General features: G+C 69.7%; 14 protein-coding genes. 11 read left to right on the top strand and 3 right to left on the bottom strand.

Annotation, left to right across the window (positions count from 1 at the left end; genetic code table 11):
- Positions 1-293 precede the first annotated feature (293 nt).
- On the top strand, positions 294-1,010 hold the full coding sequence (locus tag ACFWP7_RS09705) for a DUF4190 domain-containing protein (protein WP_384378731.1): 717 nt from the start codon (positions 294-296) through the stop codon (positions 1,008-1,010).
- Positions 1,011-1,190: 180 nt separating this feature from the next.
- Here ACFWP7_RS09705 and ACFWP7_RS09700 read toward each other — a convergent pair whose 3' ends face one another.
- Entirely contained in the window at positions 1,191-1,811 is a 621-nt protein-coding gene (locus tag ACFWP7_RS09700) for an NADAR family protein (RefSeq protein WP_384378728.1), read from the bottom strand.
- Between the two features lie 207 nt (positions 1,812-2,018).
- On the opposite strand from ACFWP7_RS09700, the gene ACFWP7_RS09695 reads away from it, so the two are divergent.
- The 8 genes from ACFWP7_RS09695 (at position 2,019) to ACFWP7_RS09660 (ending at position 11,826) form a co-directional block, all read left to right on the top strand.
- Entirely contained in the window at positions 2,019-3,545 is a 1,527-nt protein-coding gene (locus ACFWP7_RS09695) for a gamma-aminobutyraldehyde dehydrogenase (RefSeq protein WP_384378725.1), read from the top strand.
- 78 nt (positions 3,546-3,623) lie between these two features.
- Positions 3,624-4,871: a spermidine/putrescine ABC transporter substrate-binding protein gene (locus tag ACFWP7_RS09690; protein WP_384378722.1), complete on the top strand. Its 1,248-nt coding sequence runs from the start codon at positions 3,624-3,626 to the stop codon at positions 4,869-4,871.
- Between the two features lie 5 nt (positions 4,872-4,876).
- The gene (locus ACFWP7_RS09685; protein ID WP_384379048.1) at positions 4,877-6,028 is read left to right on the top strand and encodes an ABC transporter ATP-binding protein; all 1,152 of its coding nucleotides are present in this window, start codon (positions 4,877-4,879) and stop codon (positions 6,026-6,028) included.
- Positions 6,028-6,951: an ABC transporter permease gene (locus ACFWP7_RS09680; RefSeq protein WP_384378719.1), complete on the top strand. Its 924-nt coding sequence runs from the start codon at positions 6,028-6,030 to the stop codon at positions 6,949-6,951. The genes ACFWP7_RS09685 and ACFWP7_RS09680 overlap by 1 nt, the downstream gene beginning before the upstream one ends.
- Entirely contained in the window at positions 6,952-7,752 is an 801-nt protein-coding gene (locus ACFWP7_RS09675; protein ID WP_384378716.1) for an ABC transporter permease, read from the top strand.
- 39 nt (positions 7,753-7,791) lie between these two features.
- Positions 7,792-9,210, top strand: coding sequence for an NAD(P)/FAD-dependent oxidoreductase (locus tag ACFWP7_RS09670; protein ID WP_384378713.1), 1,419 nt, complete (start codon positions 7,792-7,794; stop codon positions 9,208-9,210).
- A gap of 158 nt (positions 9,211-9,368) precedes the next feature.
- Positions 9,369-9,824, top strand: a complete 456-nt coding sequence (locus ACFWP7_RS09665; protein ID WP_384378711.1) for a hypothetical protein — start codon at positions 9,369-9,371, stop codon at positions 9,822-9,824.
- Between the two features lie 274 nt (positions 9,825-10,098).
- Positions 10,099-11,826 (top strand): chitinase, encoded by a 1,728-nt coding sequence (locus ACFWP7_RS09660; protein WP_384379045.1) that lies wholly within the window; start codon positions 10,099-10,101, stop codon positions 11,824-11,826.
- Here the strand turns inward: ACFWP7_RS09660 and ACFWP7_RS09655 are convergent.
- Together ACFWP7_RS09655 and gabT are read right to left on the bottom strand one after the other, a co-directional pair.
- Positions 11,765-12,469, bottom strand: coding sequence for a phosphatase PAP2 family protein (locus tag ACFWP7_RS09655; protein ID WP_384378708.1), 705 nt, complete (start codon positions 12,467-12,469; stop codon positions 11,765-11,767). The genes ACFWP7_RS09660 and ACFWP7_RS09655 overlap by 62 nt on opposite strands.
- Positions 12,470-12,796: 327 nt before the next feature.
- On the bottom strand, positions 12,797-14,131 hold the full coding sequence (gene gabT / locus ACFWP7_RS09650; protein ID WP_384378705.1) for a 4-aminobutyrate--2-oxoglutarate transaminase: 1,335 nt from the start codon (positions 14,129-14,131) through the stop codon (positions 12,797-12,799).
- Positions 14,132-14,430: 299 nt separating this feature from the next.
- Here gabT and ACFWP7_RS09645 point away from each other — a divergent pair, with 299 nt between their 5' ends.
- Complete coding sequence (locus tag ACFWP7_RS09645; protein WP_384378702.1) at positions 14,431-16,557, top strand: ATP-binding protein; 2,127 nt, start codon at positions 14,431-14,433, stop codon at positions 16,555-16,557.
- 196 nt (positions 16,558-16,753) lie between these two features.
- Positions 16,754-18,415, top strand: a complete 1,662-nt coding sequence (locus ACFWP7_RS09640; RefSeq protein ID WP_384378699.1) for a PucR family transcriptional regulator — start codon at positions 16,754-16,756, stop codon at positions 18,413-18,415.
- Positions 18,416-18,478 lie beyond the last annotated feature (63 nt).

Raw genomic sequence — 18,478 nt, 5'->3', positions numbered from 1 at the left:
CGAACGGGGCGCCTGGTTCCGTCCCTGAGGCTGCTGCTCCTGCCTTGGGGGTCCCGTCGGGTGAGTCGGTGGAGGGAAGCCCGCTGCCGTCCGACGCGACACTGTCGTCGAACGGGGCGCCTGGTTCCGTCCCTGAGACTGCCGCTCCTGTCTCGGAGGTCCCGTCGGGCGGGTCGGCGCAGGGGGCCGGGCTGCTGTCCGATGCGACGTCACCGGGGGGTCACCCGTCGGGCTCCGCACCCGAGGCTGCCGCTCCTGCTCCGAAGGTCCCCTCGGATGCTCCCAAGGTCCCCTTGGACAAGCCCGCGGCCGACCCGCGTCCCGAGCCGAACCCCTGGGCGGCCCCGGAGGACAAGGCTCCCTTCCGGGCGAACGGTGCCACGGGGGCCACACCCGCTCCCGTGCACGACCAGCGGACGATCACGTCGTTCCCAGGCGCGGGAACGCCGGGCGCACCGGCCACGCCCGCCCCACCCGGCGCAGGCGCCCCCGTCCCCCCGTCCTGGGACAACCCCTTCGCACCCCCTGCCGCTCATACCCCGTATCCCCAGCCCGCCCCTCCTCACCCCTTCGCTCCTGGGGGCCCCGGCCAGCCGCCTCCGTACTCGTACGGCTACCCGTCCCACCCGCCGCAGCCCTACTACCCGGGCGCCTCCGGCTATGGCGGCTGGCCCGCCATGCCCATGGCACCGAGCAACGGCATGGGCACCGCCGCCCTGATACTCGGCATCGCCTCGGCGGCCCTGTTCTGCGTGTGGCCGCTGACGTTCGTGATGGGCATCCTCGGTGTGGTCTTCGGTGCGATCGGCCGCCGCAAAGCAGCTCGTGGCGAGGCGACGAACCCGGGCCAGGCGCTGGCCGGGATCATCTGCGGAGCGGTCGGCATCGTCCTGGCCATCGCGCTGGTCGTGCTCATATTCGTCTTCGCGGAAGACAGCTCATCCGAAATCGACTCGGGCACGGACGGCGACGGCTTCTCCACGTCATTTGTCGTGGGGCAGCTCGGCTAAGCGCCCCGCTGGAAGCGCAGGTCCGCCGGAAGTGCAGGGATGTGCCGTCGATTGTGCCGTCGATCGTCTGCGGCACCATCGTGGCTGGTCGCGCCGTTCCCCGCGCCCCTTCAGGGCGCTGCCGAACCGCAGCGGACTTCCCCCGCCCTGCTCAGCGGACCAATACCTCCCCGAGGTCCGCTAACCGCCCCGCGAATCAAGCCCTTCCCGCGCGACTCCGCCAGGTATCTCCCCACCGCCCCCGACCACCTCCCCGAGCCGACCCCGGGCCTCCATCAACGCGAACCCCAGCAGATTCAGGCCCCGCCACCGCCCCGGATCCGCCGCCCGCTCGTCGTCGGCCGCCAGCCCGATCCCCCATACCCGGTCCATCGGGCTGGCCTCGACGAGGACCCGCTCGCCCGTGCCCAGCAGAAACTCCCGCAGCTCGGGGTGCGCGGCGAACTTGTGGACGCTGCCCTCGACCACGATCGCGAAGCGCTCGCGCTCCCACACGGCGTCGTCGAAACCGCGCACGAGCCGCCCCGCCTTCTTGGCCACCGCGGGACTCGGCGCCTCGACAGCGCGCCGCTCCGCCTCCGGGTCCCCGAAGAGCCGCGCCTTCCTCGCCATCATCCAGTGCTCGGCCGTCGCGTACGCCACGCCGTCCACGGTGAACGGCGACGGCCACCACTGGCTCAGACAGCTCGCGCTCACCTGACCGTCCCGACTCGGCCGGTGCCCCCAGAAGTGCAGGTACTTCACCCTCGCCCCCGAGCGGACCTTGCTGACCAGCGCGTCCCGTGAATCGATCTCCCCCATGCACGCGAGTCTGGCATCCACCACTGACAATCCGTCCTGCCTTTTCCAAGGGGACTCGACACCTGGTCGACAGATTCCGTCGCGTAACCAAAAGGCAACAACGGAATCACTTGTTGGAGTCCCCTAGCTCTGTCAGGATCGGCACTCAAATCGAGCTGGAGCTACGCCGACCCCCGAAGGACGGGGAGGGTGGCGGAGGAGAGCGACATGCACAAACCGGGCCATCGCTTCCAGGCGCAGGACCGCTTCGCGGACGGCGCGCAGTACATCGCGGGCCGGCTGACCAAGGGCACCTCCGGCCGTACGTTCGCGGTCGTCGATCCGGCCACGGGCGAGGAGGTCTACACGTACGAACTCGCGAGCGCCGCCGACGTGGACGCCGCTGTCGCGGCCGCCCGGTCCGCCTTCCCCGGCTGGTCCGGCGCCACCCCCGGCGAGCGCTCCGACGCGCTGCACCGCTTCGCGGCCGTGCTCGCCGACCGCGCCGGGGAGTTCGCCGATGCCGAGTCCCTGCAGTGCGGCAAGCCGCTCAAGCTCACCCGGGAGTTCGACGTCCCGGGGACCATCGACAACACCGCGTTCTTCGCGGGAGCGGCCCGCCACCTACAGGGCCAGTCCGCGGGCGAGTACTCCGGCGACCACACCTCGTACGTACGCCGTGAACCCCTCGGTGTCGTCGGCTCCATCGCGCCCTGGAACTACCCCCTCCAGATGGCCGCCTGGAAGATCCTCCCGGCGATCGCGGCCGGCAACACGATCGTCCTGAAGCCCGCCGAGCTCACCCCGCTCACCTCCCTGCTCTTCGCCGAGGCAGCCACGGTGGCGGGCATCCCCGACGGTGTCATCAACATCGTCACGGGAGCGGGAAAGGATGTCGGTGAGCATCTCGTCGGCCACCCCGACGTCGTCATGACCTCCTTCACCGGTTCGACCGCCGTCGGCAAGCGGGTCGCGGAGATCGCCACCTCGACCGTCAAGCGGCTTCATCTGGAGCTGGGCGGCAAGGCGCCCTTCGTGGTCTTCGACGACGCGGATCTCGACGCCGCCGTCAACGGCGCCGTCGCCGGTTCGCTCATCAACACCGGGCAGGACTGCACGGCCGCCACGCGCGCGTACGTGCAGAGGCCTCTCTACGAAGCGTTCGTTTCCCAAACGGCCGACCTCATGGCGGGTGTCCGCGTGGGTGACCCCTTCGCGCCGGACACCGATCTCGGACCGTTGATCTCGCACGCCCAGCGCGACCGCGTCGCCGGATTCGTCGACCGGGCGCGCTCCTACGCGCGCGTGGTCACCGGCGGAGCCGTCCCGCAGGGCGACCTCAAGAGCGGCGCCTACTACATGCCCACCCTTGTCGCCGACGCCTCCCAGGACAGCGAGATCGTGCAGTCCGAGATCTTCGGGCCCGTGCTCGTGGTGCTGCCCTTCGACACCGACGACGAGGGCATCGCGCTGGCCAACGACACGCCGTACGGACTCGCCGCCTCCGCCTGGAGCCGTGACGTCTACCGCGCCAACCGCGCGACCCGCGAGATCAAGGCGGGTTGCGTCTGGATCAACGATCACATTCCGATCATCAGCGAGATGCCGCACGGCGGATACAAGGCATCCGGCTTCGGCAAGGACATGTCCGCGTACTCGTTCGAGGAGTACACACAGATCAAGCACGTCATGTTCGACAACACTGGGGTTGCCGAGAAGGACTGGCACCGCACGATCTTCGGGGACCGGAGCTAGCCGATTCACGTCGCCCGCTCCGAGTGGCACACCAGGCCGCGACCACGGCCGCGACCCTTCCGAAAGGGCACCAGGATCATGGAGCAGTACGAGCCCGAACGCCTGTCCCCGGTCCAACTGGCCGCCATGCGGCGCAGCCTCAGGAACGGCAGGGCCTCTCTCGGCCGCCGTTCACTGCTGCGCGCCTCGGCGGGCGGTGCGCTCGCCATCGGCGGACTCGGGGCGCTGAGCGCCTGCGGGATCCCCGCGGCCGGCAAGACCCAGGGTGGCGTCTCCGCCGACGACCTCTCGGCCAAGGAGAAGACGATCAACTTCTCCAACTGGACCGAGTACATGGACGTCGACGAGAGCGAGAAGCACCACCCCACGCTGGACGCCTTCACCAAGCGGACCGGCATCACGGTCAAGTACACCGAGGACATCAACGACAACGCCGAGTTCTTCGGCAAGATCAAGCCGCAGCTCGCCGCGGGCCAGGACACCGGCCGCGACATCATCGTCCTCACCGACTGGCTGGCCGGCCGGCTGATCAACCTCGGATGGGTCCAGAAACTGGACCCGTCCAACCTGCCGCACGCCTACACCAACCTGTCGCAGCAGTTCCGCAACCCCGACTGGGACCCCGGACGTGCCTACTCCTACCCCTGGCAGGGCATCTCGACCGTCATTGCCTACAACAAGAAGGCGCTCGACGGCATCGAGGTGAAGTCGGTCTCCGACATGCTCGACAACCCCAAGCTCAAGGGGCGCATCGGCTTCCTGACGGAGATGCGCGACAGCATCGGCATGACGCTGCTCGACCTGGGCAAGGACCCGGCCAAGTTCACGGACGACGACTTCGACGCGGCGATCGCCCGTCTCCAGAAGGCCGTCGACAAGGGCCAGATCCGCCGCTTCACCGGCAACGACTACACGTCGGACATCACCAGCGGAAACTTCGCGGCCTGTATCGCCTGGGCCGGTGACGTCGTACAACTCAAGGCGGACAGCCCGGACGTCGACTTCATCATTCCGGACAGCGGCTACATCACCTCGTCCGACAACATGCTGATCCCCAACAAGGCGCGCCACAAGACGAACGCCGAGCGGCTCATGGACTACTACTACGAGCCCGAACCGGCCGCCGAACTCGCCGCCTACATCAACTACGTCTGTCCGGTCGACGGCGTGAAGCCGTACCTGGAGAAGATCGACAAGGACGCGGCGAACAACCCGCTGATCATTCCCGACCAGGCCATGGCCGCCAAGTCTCACGCCTTCCGCCTGCTCAGCAGCGAGGAAGAGACGGCGTACGAAGAGAAGTTCGCGAAGCTCACAGGGGCGTGACCATGATGACGACAGACAACAGCGGCGACGTCCGCCTCTCCGGGATCAGCAAAACGTACGGCGCCTTCACGGCCGTACACCCGCTCGACCTGACCGTCCCGCAGGGATCGTTCTTCGCCCTCCTAGGGGCATCGGGTTGCGGCAAGACGACCACCCTCCGCATGATCGCCGGCCTGGAGGAGCCCACTTCGGGGAGCGTGCACCTGGGGGAGCAGGACGTGACGAACCTGCCGCCCTACAAGCGGCCCGTGAACACCGTCTTCCAGTCCTACGCGCTCTTCCCGCACCTCGACATCTTCGAGAACGTCGCCTTCGGGCTGCGCCGGCGCGGCATCAAGTCGGTGAAGAAGCAGGTCGAGGACATGCTGGACCTCGTACAGCTCGGCGAGCAGGCGCGCAAGAAGCCGCACCAGCTCTCCGGCGGCCAGCAGCAGCGTGTCGCCGTGGCCCGCGCGCTGATCAACACCCCCAAGGTGCTGCTCCTCGACGAGCCGCTCGGTGCCCTCGACCTCAAGCTGCGCCGCCAGATGCAGCTGGAGCTCAAGCGCATCCAGACCGAGGTCGGCATCACGTTCGTGCACGTCACGCACGACCAGGAGGAGGCCATGACGATGGCCGACACGGTCGCCGTGATGAACGCGGGCCGTGTCGAGCAGCTCGGCTCGCCCGCCGACCTCTACGAGAACCCGAACACCACGTTCGTCGCCAACTTCCTCGGCACCTCCAACCTCATCGAGGCCGAGGTCGACTCCAGGAACGGCGACGAGATCGTCCTCAAGGCGGGCGGCGGCAAACTCCTGCTGCCCGCGGCGCGATGTTCCGCGTCCACGACGGCCGGCGGCAAGGTGCTGGTGGGCGTGCGCCCGGAGAAGATCTCGCTCACGCACGCCGACGACGCGGGCGAGATCCCGGCCGGCCGCAACCGGATCACCGGCAAGATCGCCGACTCCAGCTTCATCGGCGTCTCCACGCAGTACGTCATCGACAGCGCCGTCTGCCCCGAGTTCGAGGTCTACGCCCAGAACATCGACCGCGACCCCCGGCTCAGGCCCGGCACCGACGTCGTCCTGCACTGGAGCCCGGCGCACACCTTCGGCCTGGACGCGGCCCAGGACATCGACGCGGGCGTGGAAACAGTCGATGAGGAGGCCGCCTGATGGCCACCGTCGCCGAGGCGCCACCCCTGGCGCCGCAACCGGCAGAGAAGCCGCCCCGCAGGCGCGGCCGTCTCACCCCGTACTGGCTGCTGCTGCCCGGCATCCTCTGGCTGCTGGTGTTCTTCGCGCTGCCGATGGTCTACCAGGCCTCCACGTCCGTGCAGACGGGCTCCCTGGAGGACGGCTACAAGGTCACCTGGCACTTCGCGACCTACTGGAACGCGCTGGCGGACTACTGGCCGCAGTTCCTGCGCTCGGTGCTCTACGCGGGCTCCGCGACCATCCTGTGCCTGATCCTCGGCTACCCGCTCGCGTACCTCATCGCCTTCCGCGCGGGGCGCTGGCGCAACGTCGTCCTCATCCTGGTCATCGCGCCGTTCTTCACCAGCTTCCTGATCCGTACGCTCGCCTGGAAGACGATCCTCGCGGACGGCGGCCCGGTCGTCGCCACCCTCAACTCGCTGCACATCCTGGACGTCACCAGCTGGCTCGGCATCACGGCCGGCGACCGCGTACTGGCCACACCCCTCGCGGTGATCTGCGGTCTCACGTACAACTTCCTGCCGTTCATGATCCTGCCGCTCTACACCTCGCTCGAACGCATCGACGGACGCCTCCACGAGGCGGCGGGCGACCTGTACGCGAAGCCGTTCACGACCTTCCGCAAGGTCACCTTCCCGCTGTCGATGCCCGGTGTCGTCTCCGGGACACTGCTGACCTTCATCCCGGCCAGCGGTGACTACGTGAACGCCGATCTGCTCGGCTCCACGGACACCCGGATGGTGGGCAACGTCATCCAGACCCAGTTCCTGAGGATTCTCGACTATCCGACGGCGGCGGCACTCTCCTTCATTCTCATGGCCGCGATCCTCATCATGGTCACGCTCTACATTCGCAAGTCCGGGACGGAGGATCTGGTTTAAATGGCCTTCGTACGCTGGTTCAAGAGGCATCTCGTCGTCATCGGGGGACTGCTGACACTCGGATATCTGCTTCTGCCGAACGTCGTCGTCACGGTGTTCTCCTTCAACAAACCGAAGGGGCGCTTCAACTACGAGTGGCAGAACTTCTCCACGGACGCCTGGACCGACCCGTGCGGCGTCGCCGACATGTGCGGCTCGCTCTCGCTCAGCCTCCAGATCGCCGTATGGGCGACGCTCGGCGCCACCGTCCTCGGCACCATGATCGCCTTCGCCCTGGTCCGCTACCGCTTCCGCGCGCGCGGCGCCGTCAACTCGCTGATCTTCCTGCCGATGGCGATGCCCGAGGTCGTGATGGCGGCCTCACTGCTCACCCTCTTCCTCAACATGGGTGCACAGTTGGGGTTCTGGACGATCCTGATCGCGCACATCATGTTCTGCCTCAGCTTCGTCGTGACGGCCGTCAAGGCACGCGTCATGTCGATGGACCCGCGCCTGGAGCAGGCGGCCCAGGACCTGTACGCGGGGCCCGTGCAGACCTTCGTCCGCGTCACGCTGCCCATCGCGGCCCCCGGAATCGCCGCGGGCGCGCTGCTCGCCTTCGCGCTCTCCTTCGACGATTTCATCATCACCAATTTCAACGCCGGCTCGACCGTCACCTTCCCCATGTTCGTCTGGGGCTCGGCACAGCGCGGAACACCCGTTCAGATCAATGTCATCGGTACGGCCATGTTCATCGTCGCCGTACTGTTCGTGCTGTCCGGAATGGCCATCAGCAACCGCCGTAACAAGCAAAAGGCATAACCCTTCACAAGGGCGATTCAGCTGTAGGGAGTTGAAATCATGGCCCCAAGCGCCATGACCCGTTGGACCAAGTCCCTCTCCGACGCGCAGCCGGCGTCCTACTGGCTGGACGACCCCGGTAAACCCCACCCCGAACCCGCCCTCACCACCACCGAGACCTGCGACCTGCTCGTCGTCGGCGGCGGTTACAGCGGACTGTGGACCGCGCTCCTCGCCAAGGAGCGCGACCCGCGGCGCGAGGTGATTCTGGTGGAGGGCCATGAGGTGGGCTGGGCCGCCTCCGGCCGCAACGGCGGCTTCTGTGCAGCCTCCCTCACCCACGGTCTGGCCAACGGCCTCACCCGCTGGCCGGACGAGATCAGGAAACTGGAGCAGCTGGGCGCCCGGAACCTCGACGAGATCGAGGCGGCCGTCGCCCGCTACTCCCTCGACTGCGACTTCGAGCGCACCGGCGAGATCGACGTCGCCACCGAGCCGTACCAGGCGGCCGAACTGCGTGAGTGGCACGAGGAGTTGCGGCGCGAGGGCCTGGCGGACGGCATCGAGTACCTGGACGCCGAAGCGCTACGGGAACAAGTCGACTCACCGACATTCCTGGCCGGCCTCCACGACCGCCGGGGCGTCGCCATGCTCCACCCCGCCAAGCTCGCGTGGGGCCTCAAGCGGGCGTGCCAGGAGCTCGGCGTCCGCGTCTACGAGCACACCCCGGCGCTCCAACTGAAGCCGCACGGCGCCGAAATGGCCGTACGCACCCCGTACGGCTCGATCCGCGCCCGTCGCGTGGCCCTCGGCACGAACATCTTCCCGAACCTGGTCAGGCGCGTCCGCGCGTACACCGTCCCCGTCTACGACTACGCCCTGATGACCGAGCCGCTGACCGCCGACCAGTTGGCGTCCATCGGCTGGAAGAACCGCCAGGGCCTTGGGGATTCGGCGAACCAGTTCCACTACTTCCGGCTGTCCGCCGACAACCGGATCCTGTGGGGCGGCTACGACGCGATCTACCCGTACGGCGGCCGGATGCGCGCCGAGTACGACCACCGCCCGGAGACGTACGCGAAGCTCGCAGGCCAATTCTTCACCTGCTTCCCGCAGTTGGCGGGCGTCCGCTTCACCCACACCTGGGGCGGCGCGATCGACACCTGCTCGCGCTTCTCCGCCTTCTTCGGTACGGCGCACCAGGGCAGGGTTGCCTACGCGGCCGGCTACACCGGGCTCGGCGTGGGCGCCACCCGGTTCGGCGCGGACGTGATGCTCGACCTGCTGGCGGGCGAGCGCACGGAACGCACCGAGCTGGAGATGGTCCGCAAAAAGCCGCTGCCGTTCCCGCCCGAGCCCTTCGCCTGGACGGGCATCGCGCTCACCAAGTGGTCGCTGGCGCGGGCGGATTCGCACGGCGGCCGGCGCAATCTGTGGCTGAAGACCATGGACAGGCTCGGGCTCGGCTTCGACAGCTGAACCGTGCAGCGGGATGCGGATCCACGGCGTACGCCCTGCTTGGCCACTGTGACCCGGCTCACTATCAACAATTGTTCAGAACCCGCGTAATGATCGGTCCGAACCTCGCTCTCCCCTGTGACGCGACCGGCGTCGACATGAGAGAGGGAGGTTCCGCCATGACAGGGGCTAAGACGGCGGTCGACTGGCTGGCATCCGTAGCTCCGGATCCCGAGGCCTGCCGCTGGGAGTGGGAGCGCAATCCGCTGGGGATCGCGCTGCTGCCCGCGGGCAAGGCCTGGGACGTACTCATCCTGCCGGGCGAACTCGGCTACCCCACGCTCGACGTGCTGACCCGGGTGATCGACCAACTCGGTCCCGTGCTCGTCGACTTCGGGGACGCCCGGATGGGATTCTTCGTGCCCGCGGGCACCGCGGCCCGGTGGCTCGGCACGGGGGTGCGCACAGCGGGCCGCGGTACGTGGATCGTGGTGCCGTACCCGGGGAGGACGACCGGCGGCGGCGTTCGCTGGCTGATCCCGCCGGACGGCTCCGGCACCCTCACCGATCCTGCACTGCTCGAACTGGCCATGCACGAGGCGGCGGCGGATCGCGCCGGAAACGAGGACCGATAGCCGTGCCGGGGCCGGACCCCGGGGACAGTCGCGGAACTCGACAGCTCGGCAACTCGACAGGAGGTCCCGAGATTCCTGACGTCATGAGGTTCACGAGGCCCTGAGGTTCACGAGGTCTTGACAACAGGATTGGTCTGGACCAAATTGGGCGCGCTTCACCCCTCCAATTCCCCCATGCCCGGAGGCAGTCGTGGATCGCACCCGACGCAACGGATCACTCACGCGTCACAGACTTCTCGCCGTGTGCACGGCCACCTTCCTGGCCGTTCCCGGCATGACCGCGCTCTCGTCGGCCGCCCGTGCGGCCGACGCGGACCTCGCGAAGAACGGCGGTTTCGAGTCGGGCCTGGACAACTGGACCTGTACGGCGGCGACCACCGTCAACTCACCCGTACGGAGCGGAAGTTCCGCGCTGCAGGCGACCCCGGCCGGCAGCGACTACGCACAGTGCTCCCAGTCGGTGACCGTTCAGCCCAACTCCCAGTACTCCCTGGCCGGTTACGTCCGGGGCAGTTACGTCTACCTCGGCGCGAGCGGCACCGGCACCACCGACGTCTCCACCTGGACCCAGTCCGCGACCGCCTGGCAGCAGCTCACCACGACCTTCCGCACCGGCGCCGCCACCACCAGGGTCACCATCTACACGCACGGCTGGTACGGCACCGGCGCCTACAACGTCGACGACGTCTCCCTCCTCGGCCCCGCCGTCGACCCGGGCCAGCCCCCGGCCGCACCCACCGGCCTGACGGCCGGCACGGTCACCTCGTCGAGCGTCGCTCTGTCCTGGTCCCCGGTGACGGGCGCGACCGGTTACGCCATCTACCGCAACGGCGTGAAAATCCAGACGGCGACCGGGACTTCGGCCACGGTCAGCGGACTCACGGCCTCGACGGCGTACACCTTCCAGGTGGCGGCGGTGAACGAGGCGGGCGAGTCGCCGAAGTCGGCGACGGTGACCGCGACGACGACCGCCGGCGGTGGCGGAGGCTCGACCGAACACGCCCTCGTCGGCTACCTCCACGCCAGTTTCGCGAACGGCGCCGGGTACACGCGGCTGGCCGACGTCCCCGACAGCTGGGACATCATCGACCTGGCCTTCGGCGAACCGACCACCACCACCTCCGGCGACATCCGCTTCACCCGCTGCCCGGTCACCGAGTGCCCGACCGTCGAGAGCGAGGCCGACTTCAAGGCGGCGATCAAGGCCAAGCAGGCGGCGGGCAAGAAGGTCCTGATCTCCATCGGCGGCGCGAACGGCCAGGTGCAGCTGACGACGACGGCGGCGCGCGACACCTTCGTCACCTCGGTATCGAAGATCATCGACACCTACGGCCTGGACGGCCTGGACATCGACTTCGAGGGCCACTCGCTCTCGCTGGACGCCACCGACACGAACTTCAAGAGCCCGACCACTCCCGTGATCGTGAACCTCATCTCGGCCCTGAAGACCCTGAAGGCCAAGTACGGCGCCGGCTTCGTGCTGACCATGGCCCCGGAGACCTTCTTCGTCCAACTCGGTTACCAGTACTACGGCACCGGACCGTGGGGCGGCCAGGACCCCCGCGCCGGCGCCTACCTCCCGGTCATTTACGCCATGCGCGACGACCTGACGCTCCTGCACGTCCAGGACTACAACTCCGGCTCGATCATGGGCCTCGACAACCAGTACCACTCCATGGGCGGCGCCGACTTCCACATAGCGATGACCGACATGCTCCTGACCGGCTTCCCGGTCGCCGGCAACGCGAGCAACGTCTTCCCGGCCCTGCGCCCCGATCAGATAGCCATCGGTATGCCGGCGACGACGAACGCGGGTAACGGCTATGTGGCGCCGTCCGAGGTCAACAAGGCCCTCGACTGCCTCACCAAGAAGACCAACTGCGGCACGTACGCCACCCACGGCATCTGGCCGGGACTCCGCGGCCTGATGACCTGGTCGATCAACTGGGACCGGTACGGGAGCTGGGAGTTCCAGAAGAACTTCGACAGCTATTTCGGCTGAGCAGCAGCCACAGGCAGAGCAGCAGCACCGTGCACAGACACCAGCTCGCCACCACGTCCAGCGGCCAGTGGAAGCCGCGTCGGACCAGCCCGAAGGGCACCGCGAGGTTCAGCACGGCACAGGCGGTGACCAGCGCGCGGCGGGCGCGAGCGGTGCGGAGCCAGGGCAGGAGTACGAGGGTCGCGGCGCCGTACGCGATGGCGGCGGTCGCCGTGTGGCCCGAAGGATAGAAGCCGGTGCCCGGGCCCATCACCGGTGGGCCCGGGCGGGCGATCAGTTCCTTCGTCGGCACGATCAACGCGGGCACGGCGGCCATCAGCACCGCCGCGGCGAAGGAGGGCAGCCACCAGCGGTCCCGCCCGGCCCGGCGCCCACGCACGGCGACGTACCCGAGCACTACGGCGAGGACGGGGACAGCGACGGCGATGTTGCCGAGGTCCGCGAGGAGTTCGTAGATCCGGGCCGGGTGTACGAGATGGCCGCTGAGGCGTTCGTCCGCGCGGGCGAGGGGGCCGTGGGCCGCGACCTGCCAGGTGATCAGCGCGAAGAGGAGGGCCGGGAGGCCGAGAAGGAAGGAGAAGGTCGGCCACTCCGGAACAGGGGGGGTAGTTCCGGAGTGGCCGACCGGATCGGATCGTCGCACGCCCCGGGGGGTTTGGGGCGGGCGACTGTCCGATCGGTGAGGAGATTCGGAGCTGGAAGCTCCGGGTGTGTGCGCGAGGGCACGACCAGGGCGAAGCTGGGGAGGCCCCGACCTGGTGCCGCCCACAGTCCCCTGTGGGCGGGGTGTATCTCTCATCTGGGTAGAACCTACGACAGGGGAACCGGGTCCGACAGACGGAATCGCGTCCCGTCATGCACCTCGCACACCTTCTTCACACGGCCTGACGACCGTCGACTCACCCCGGCGGCCAAACGGAATCCGGTGCGAGGGGCAGCCGGATTCCGCTGGTGGGGCGTGTGGGACGGGTCAGATTCGGGCGAAGGCCTGCTCGATGATGTCGAGGCCCTCGTGCAGGAGGTTCTCGCCGATGACCAGCGGGGGCAGGAAGCGGAGGACGTTGCCGTAGGTGCCACAGGTAAGGACCAGGAGACCCTCCTGGTGGCAGGCCTTGGCGAGTGCGGCGGTCGCCTCGGCGTTCGGCTCCTTGGAGTCGCGGTCCTTGACCAGCTCGATGGCGATCATGGCGCCACGGCCGCGGACCTCGCCGATGATGTCGAACTTGTCGGCCATCGCGGACAGACGCGCCTTCATCGTCGCCTCGATCGCCTTCGCCCTGGCGTTCAGGTCGAGCTCCTTCATCGTCTCGATCGCGCCGAGGGCACCGGCGCAGGCCACCGGGTTGCCGCCGTAGGTGCCGCCCAGGCCGCCCGAGTGCGCGGCGTCCATGATCTCGGCGCGGCCGGTGACGGCGGCGAGCGGGAGACCGCCCGCGATGCCCTTGGCGGTGGTGATCAGGTCCGGGACGATGCCCTCGTCCTCGCAGGCGAACCACTGGCCGGTGCGGCAGAAGCCGGACTGGATCTCGTCGGCGACGAAGACGATGCCATTGTCGGTGGCGAACTTGCTGAGGGCGGGCAGGAAGCCCTTGGCCGGCTCGATGAAGCCGCCCTCGCCGAGCACCGGCTCGATGATGATCGCGGCGACGTTCTCGGCACCGATCTGCTTGTTGATCATGTCGATGGCCTGGGCGGACGCCTCGGCGCCCGCGTTCTCCGGGCCGGTCAGCCAGCGGTAGCCGTAGGCCACCGGCACGCGGTAGACCTCGGGGGCGAACGGACCGAAGCCGTGCTTGTACGGCATGTTCTTGGCGGTCAGCGCCATCGTGAGGTTGGTGCGCCCGTGGTAGCCGTGGTCGAAGACGACCACCGCCTGCCGCTTGGTGTACGCACGCGCGATCTTGACGGCGTTCTCCACGGCCTCGGCGCCGCTGTTGAACAGGGCCGACTTCTTGGCGTGGTCGCCCGGGGTCAGCTCCGCCAGCGCCTCGGCGACCGCGACGTACCCCTCGTACGGCGTGACCATGAAACAGGTGTGGGTGAAGTCCTGGAGCTGCGCGGAGGCCCGGCGTACGACGGCCTCGGCGCTCGCGCCCACGCTGGTCACGGCGATACCGGAGCCGAAGTCGATCAGGCGGTTTCCGTCGACGTCCTCGATGATGCCGCCGCCGGCGCGCGTGGTGAACACGGGGAGCACGGAGCCCACACCGGCCGCGACCGCGGCGAGGCGTCGGGCCTGCAGCTCCTGCGACTTCGGGCCGGGGATGGCGGTGACGACGCGGCGCTCCTGCGGAAGTGCGGTCATGAGGGGCTCCCTGATGATCTTGCGAAACCGGACGGTCCCCGGCGGACGGGCGCGCCGGGCGGGGGGATTTCGGACGCTTGACTGCTTTCTTCGCAGGTTAGGGCCGAGGGAGGGGGGCGGGCATGCTCCACGGGGGAGATGTTCGGGGCGCTGATTGTCCGCGGTGGACATAGCGGGCCGGGCGTCGAGCGAGGGTGTCTCCCCGCAGCTGCGGCCGTGTAAGCGGTGAACTCCCCCTGCGGGGGCACTAGATTGGCTCGCGGACGACGTACGGAGCGGCTGGTCAGGGGGCAAAGGCGATGGACAGCGACGGGACGCAGGACGCGCGGGGCACGCATGCCCATCCTGTGCCGCGTCCGGCGGGACCCCCGGACGTGCCGGCGACACCACCCCGGCCCGCACGGGCACCGGGGATGCCGGCGTTGCCGGACGGGTCCGACTTCCTGGCCTGGGTCCGGGCGGCCAGGCCGGAGGCGGCGCCCGGGGTGTGGCGGTTCGGGTACCGGCAGCGGCCGGACGAGGAGCCCGAGCAGATTCCGGCGCGACAGCTGCTGAGCGGCGCCGTGATCGCTTTTCTGGTGGGGTGGCTGATCTGGTCGCTGCTCTGGAACGGTTACCTGGGCGGCTGGTGGGTCATCCCGCTCGACCTGTTCACCCCTGATTCCTGGCGCCAGAGCGACGACCGTGTCGGGAACGCGTTCCTCTGGTACGGCTACTACACGCTGATCGCCCTCGCCATCATGTTCGGCGTCGGCCGCCTCGGCCGTTGGGGCGAGGTCTGGCGGCGCTACGGGCCGCCCGCCTGGCGCCGCGCCGCGCCCGTGAGCGAACGGCCGCCCGCCCCCGAGGAGGACCCCGCCCAGTGGAACCAGCTCCGCGCCGCCGGTGCGGCCGACGCCGCCGACCGGCTCGCCGCCGAGGCCCGCTCGGGCCTGATGCGCGATGTCGACCACGCCCGGATCGCCCGCGCCTGGCAGGGCGTACGGAGCGGGCGGCACAGCCTCGCCACCTTCACCGGGGCGGTCCTGAAGGACGGGTCCGCCGCCTGTCTGCACCCCTCAGGCGCGCGCGACCTGCCCGGACGGCACGCGCTGCACGACCTGGTGACCGGACAGGTGCGACTGGGCACGACCGCTGAGGACGCCCGCAATCCGTACGCCTATCGCGGCACCGGCCTCGCTCTCGGCCCCGACCTCCTCGGCACCTCGCTGCTCGCCGTCGGTCCGCCCGGATCCGGCAAGACGGGCGGCATCGTCTGGCCGCTCGCCGAGTCGCTGTGCCTGCACGCGCTCGCCGGGCGGGCCGCCGTGGTCGTCATCGGCGCCGCGGGTGCCGGGCTCGGGGCCGCCGACGCGTACGACGTCGTCGTACGGATCGGGAATCCCGAATCCGTGTACGACCTCGACCTGTACGGCGGGACCACCGACCCCGACGAGGCCGCCGCCGTACTGGCCGAGGCGCTCGTCGGGGATCTGGCCGATCCGCACCCCGGGGGCGACAGCCGTCGGTCGACGACTGTCCTCGCCCAGCTCCTCGGACCGTTCCGGGCCGTCCACGGCCGGTTCCCGTCGGTGCCCGAGCTGCGGCAGCTCCTCGACGGTTCTCCCGGCCCGCTCGGGGCGCTGCGCAAGGCTCTGGAGGACAGCGGGAAGGAATCGCTGCTGCGGGAACTCGACGCGCGGGAGCGGCAGTTGGGTCACCCGGGGGATGTGGGGAGTGTGCTCGCGGACCGGGTCGCGCTCCTTGACCGGCCCGCGTTCGCCGGGTTCTTCGACACCTCGGGGCAGTCGCGCCCCTTCTCCTTGCGAGCCCTCGACCACCCCGTACGGGTACGGATCGACCTGCCGGCGCGCGGGCACGCCGATGCCTCACGGATCCTGGCACGGCTGGTGCTCGCGCAGTTCACGGCGAGTGTCGCGGTACGGGAGGACCGGTCGCTGTTCGCCTGCCTGGTACTGGACGACGCGACCGGGGTCGTCACGCCCGAAGCCGTACGGGGCATCCAGCGGCTGCGGTCCGGCAACGCGGGCGCCGTGTTGACGCTCCGGACACTCGACGACGTGCCGAGGGCGTTGCGGACTCCGCTGCTGGGTGCCATCGGGTGCCGGATGGCGCTGTCCGGGCTCACGCCCTGGGACGGGCAGGACTTCGCCGAGGTCTGGGGCAAGGAGTGGATCGAGGCGCGCGACGTCACCGACCGCCAGATCATCGCGGAGACCCCGGCGGGCAAGGCGTTGCACATGGTGCGGCGGGTGATCACCGGACACGCGCCGACCGCCCGGGCCGTCACCGTGCGCCAGGTCGAGCGGGAGCGCTGGTCCGCTTCCGAGCTGGCGCACGGGGTGCCGCCGGGGCACGCGGTGCTGTCGCTCACGAGCGTGCGGGGCGAGCACGCACCGCCGCTGCTCGTGGATCTACGCGGCTGATGCCGGTGGATCCGCCATGGCGGGTGCACTCGGGGCTACGGCGCTGACCTGTACATCTGGACATATGGTCACGGACGTACCGTACGGTGAGGCAGAATCGGCATAGGTCGTTCATACATCGCGGCCAAAAGATCACCTCGCCGGTGACCGTCGAGGATCCTGTGAAGACCTGAGAATCCGAAGGCCTGAAGGTCCCATGCCACCCACGCTCGCCTCGCTCGTCCACCACTCCGCGCTCAAGCTCACGGTGCGCGCGGGCGAGGGACGGCTGGACGTGCCCGTGCGCTGGGCGCACGCCAGCGAGCTCGCCGACCCCGTGCCGTACATGGAAGGCGGGGAACTCCTCCTGATCACCGCGCTCAAACTGGACGCGGACGATCCCGAGGTCATGCAGCGCTATGTGAAGCGGCTGGTGGGAGCGGGGGTGGCCGGGCTCGGATTCGCCGTGGGGGTCCACTACGAGGAGATCCCGAAGGCGCTCGTCGACGCAGCGGAGGGAGAGGGGCTGCCGCTCCTCGAAGTGCCCCGGCGTACGCCCTTCCTGGCCATCAGCAAGGCCGTCTCCGCCGCCATCGCCGCCGATCAGTACCGTGCCGTGACCGCGGGGTTCGCCGCGCAGCGCGAGCTGACCAAGCAGGCGCTCACCGACGGACCCGAAGGGCTGCTGGCCTCGCTCGCCGGACAGGTCGACGGATGGGCGGCGTTGTACGACGCCTCCGGTGCCGTCGTCGCCACCGCGCCGGAGTGGGCGGGGCGGCGGGCCGCGCGGCTCACGCAGGACGTGGAGCGGCTGCGGGACCGGCCTGCGCCCGCGAGTTCGGTGGTCGGCGGCGAGGACCGGGTCGAACTGCACTCGCTGGGCACCGGACGACGCCCGCGCGCCGCACTCGCCGTCGGTACCGCCGCCGCCCTCGGTACCGCCGAGCGGTACGCCCTGCACTCGGCCATCGCCCTGCTGACGCTCACCACGGAGCGCTCCCGCTCCTTGCAGGCGGCCGAGCAGCGGATCGGTGCGGCGGTGCTGCGCATGCTGCTCGCCGGGGAGTCCGACCACGCCCGGGCCGTCGCCGGTGGCCTGTTCGGCGAGCTTCTCGACGCGCCTTTCCGGCTGATCCTCGCCGAGTCGGCGTCCGCGTCGGCCGCCCGGGCGCACGCCGAGGGTCACGCGCGCGTGGCCGCTGCCACCGTCTCCTCCGGCGCGGTCGCGGCGCCCAACACCGCGGGTGATCCGCTCGGCGCGCTCGCCGAGGTCGTGGAGTCCGCGGCGGCCCGTTCCGGCGAGGCCGTACTCGTCGTGCCCGACGGGGAGCGGCTCGTCGTGCTCGCGGTGGACGGCGGCGCGGCGGTCGCCGCCTGTCAGGAGCACGCGGCGGCCCTGGAGGCCCAGCGGGCGTCCGTGCCCGAGCAGTCCGGCGGCGGTGACGAGGTCGAGCTCGTGGTCGGCCTGTCCGCGCCCGCCGGGCCGATCGCCGCAGGCGCCGCGTACAAGCAGGCCGAGCAGGCGTTGTCCGTCGCCCGGCGGCGCGGGCGCTTCCTCGTCGAGCACGAGGAGCTGGCCGCCGGGTCCGTGCTGCCGCTGCTCGCCGACGACGCCGTACGGGCGTTCGCCGACGGGCTGCTTCGGGCGCTGCACGAGCATGACGCCACCGGGCGGGGGGATCTGGTCGCCTCGCTGCGGGCGTGGCTGTCCCGGCACGGGCAGTGGGATGCGGCGGCTGCCGACCTGGGGGTGCACCGGCACACCCTGCGCTACCGCATGCGCAGGGTCGAGGAGATCCTCGGGCGCTCGCTTGACGATCCGGATGTCCGGATGGAGCTTTGGCTGGCGCTGAAGACCACGGCGGCGGCGGGGGAGTGAGGGGCGGGTTTTCGCCCCCTCCGCCCCTGCCCGTCCCTTGTTCCTGGGGGCTGCCGCCCCCAG

The sequence above is a fragment of the Streptomyces sp. NPDC058470 genome (assembly GCF_042721055.1).
Classification (GTDB): domain Bacteria; phylum Actinomycetota; class Actinomycetes; order Streptomycetales; family Streptomycetaceae; genus Streptomyces.
The sequence above is the reverse complement of the archived record's forward strand: the minus strand, read 5'-3'. Positions and strand labels throughout refer to the sequence as shown.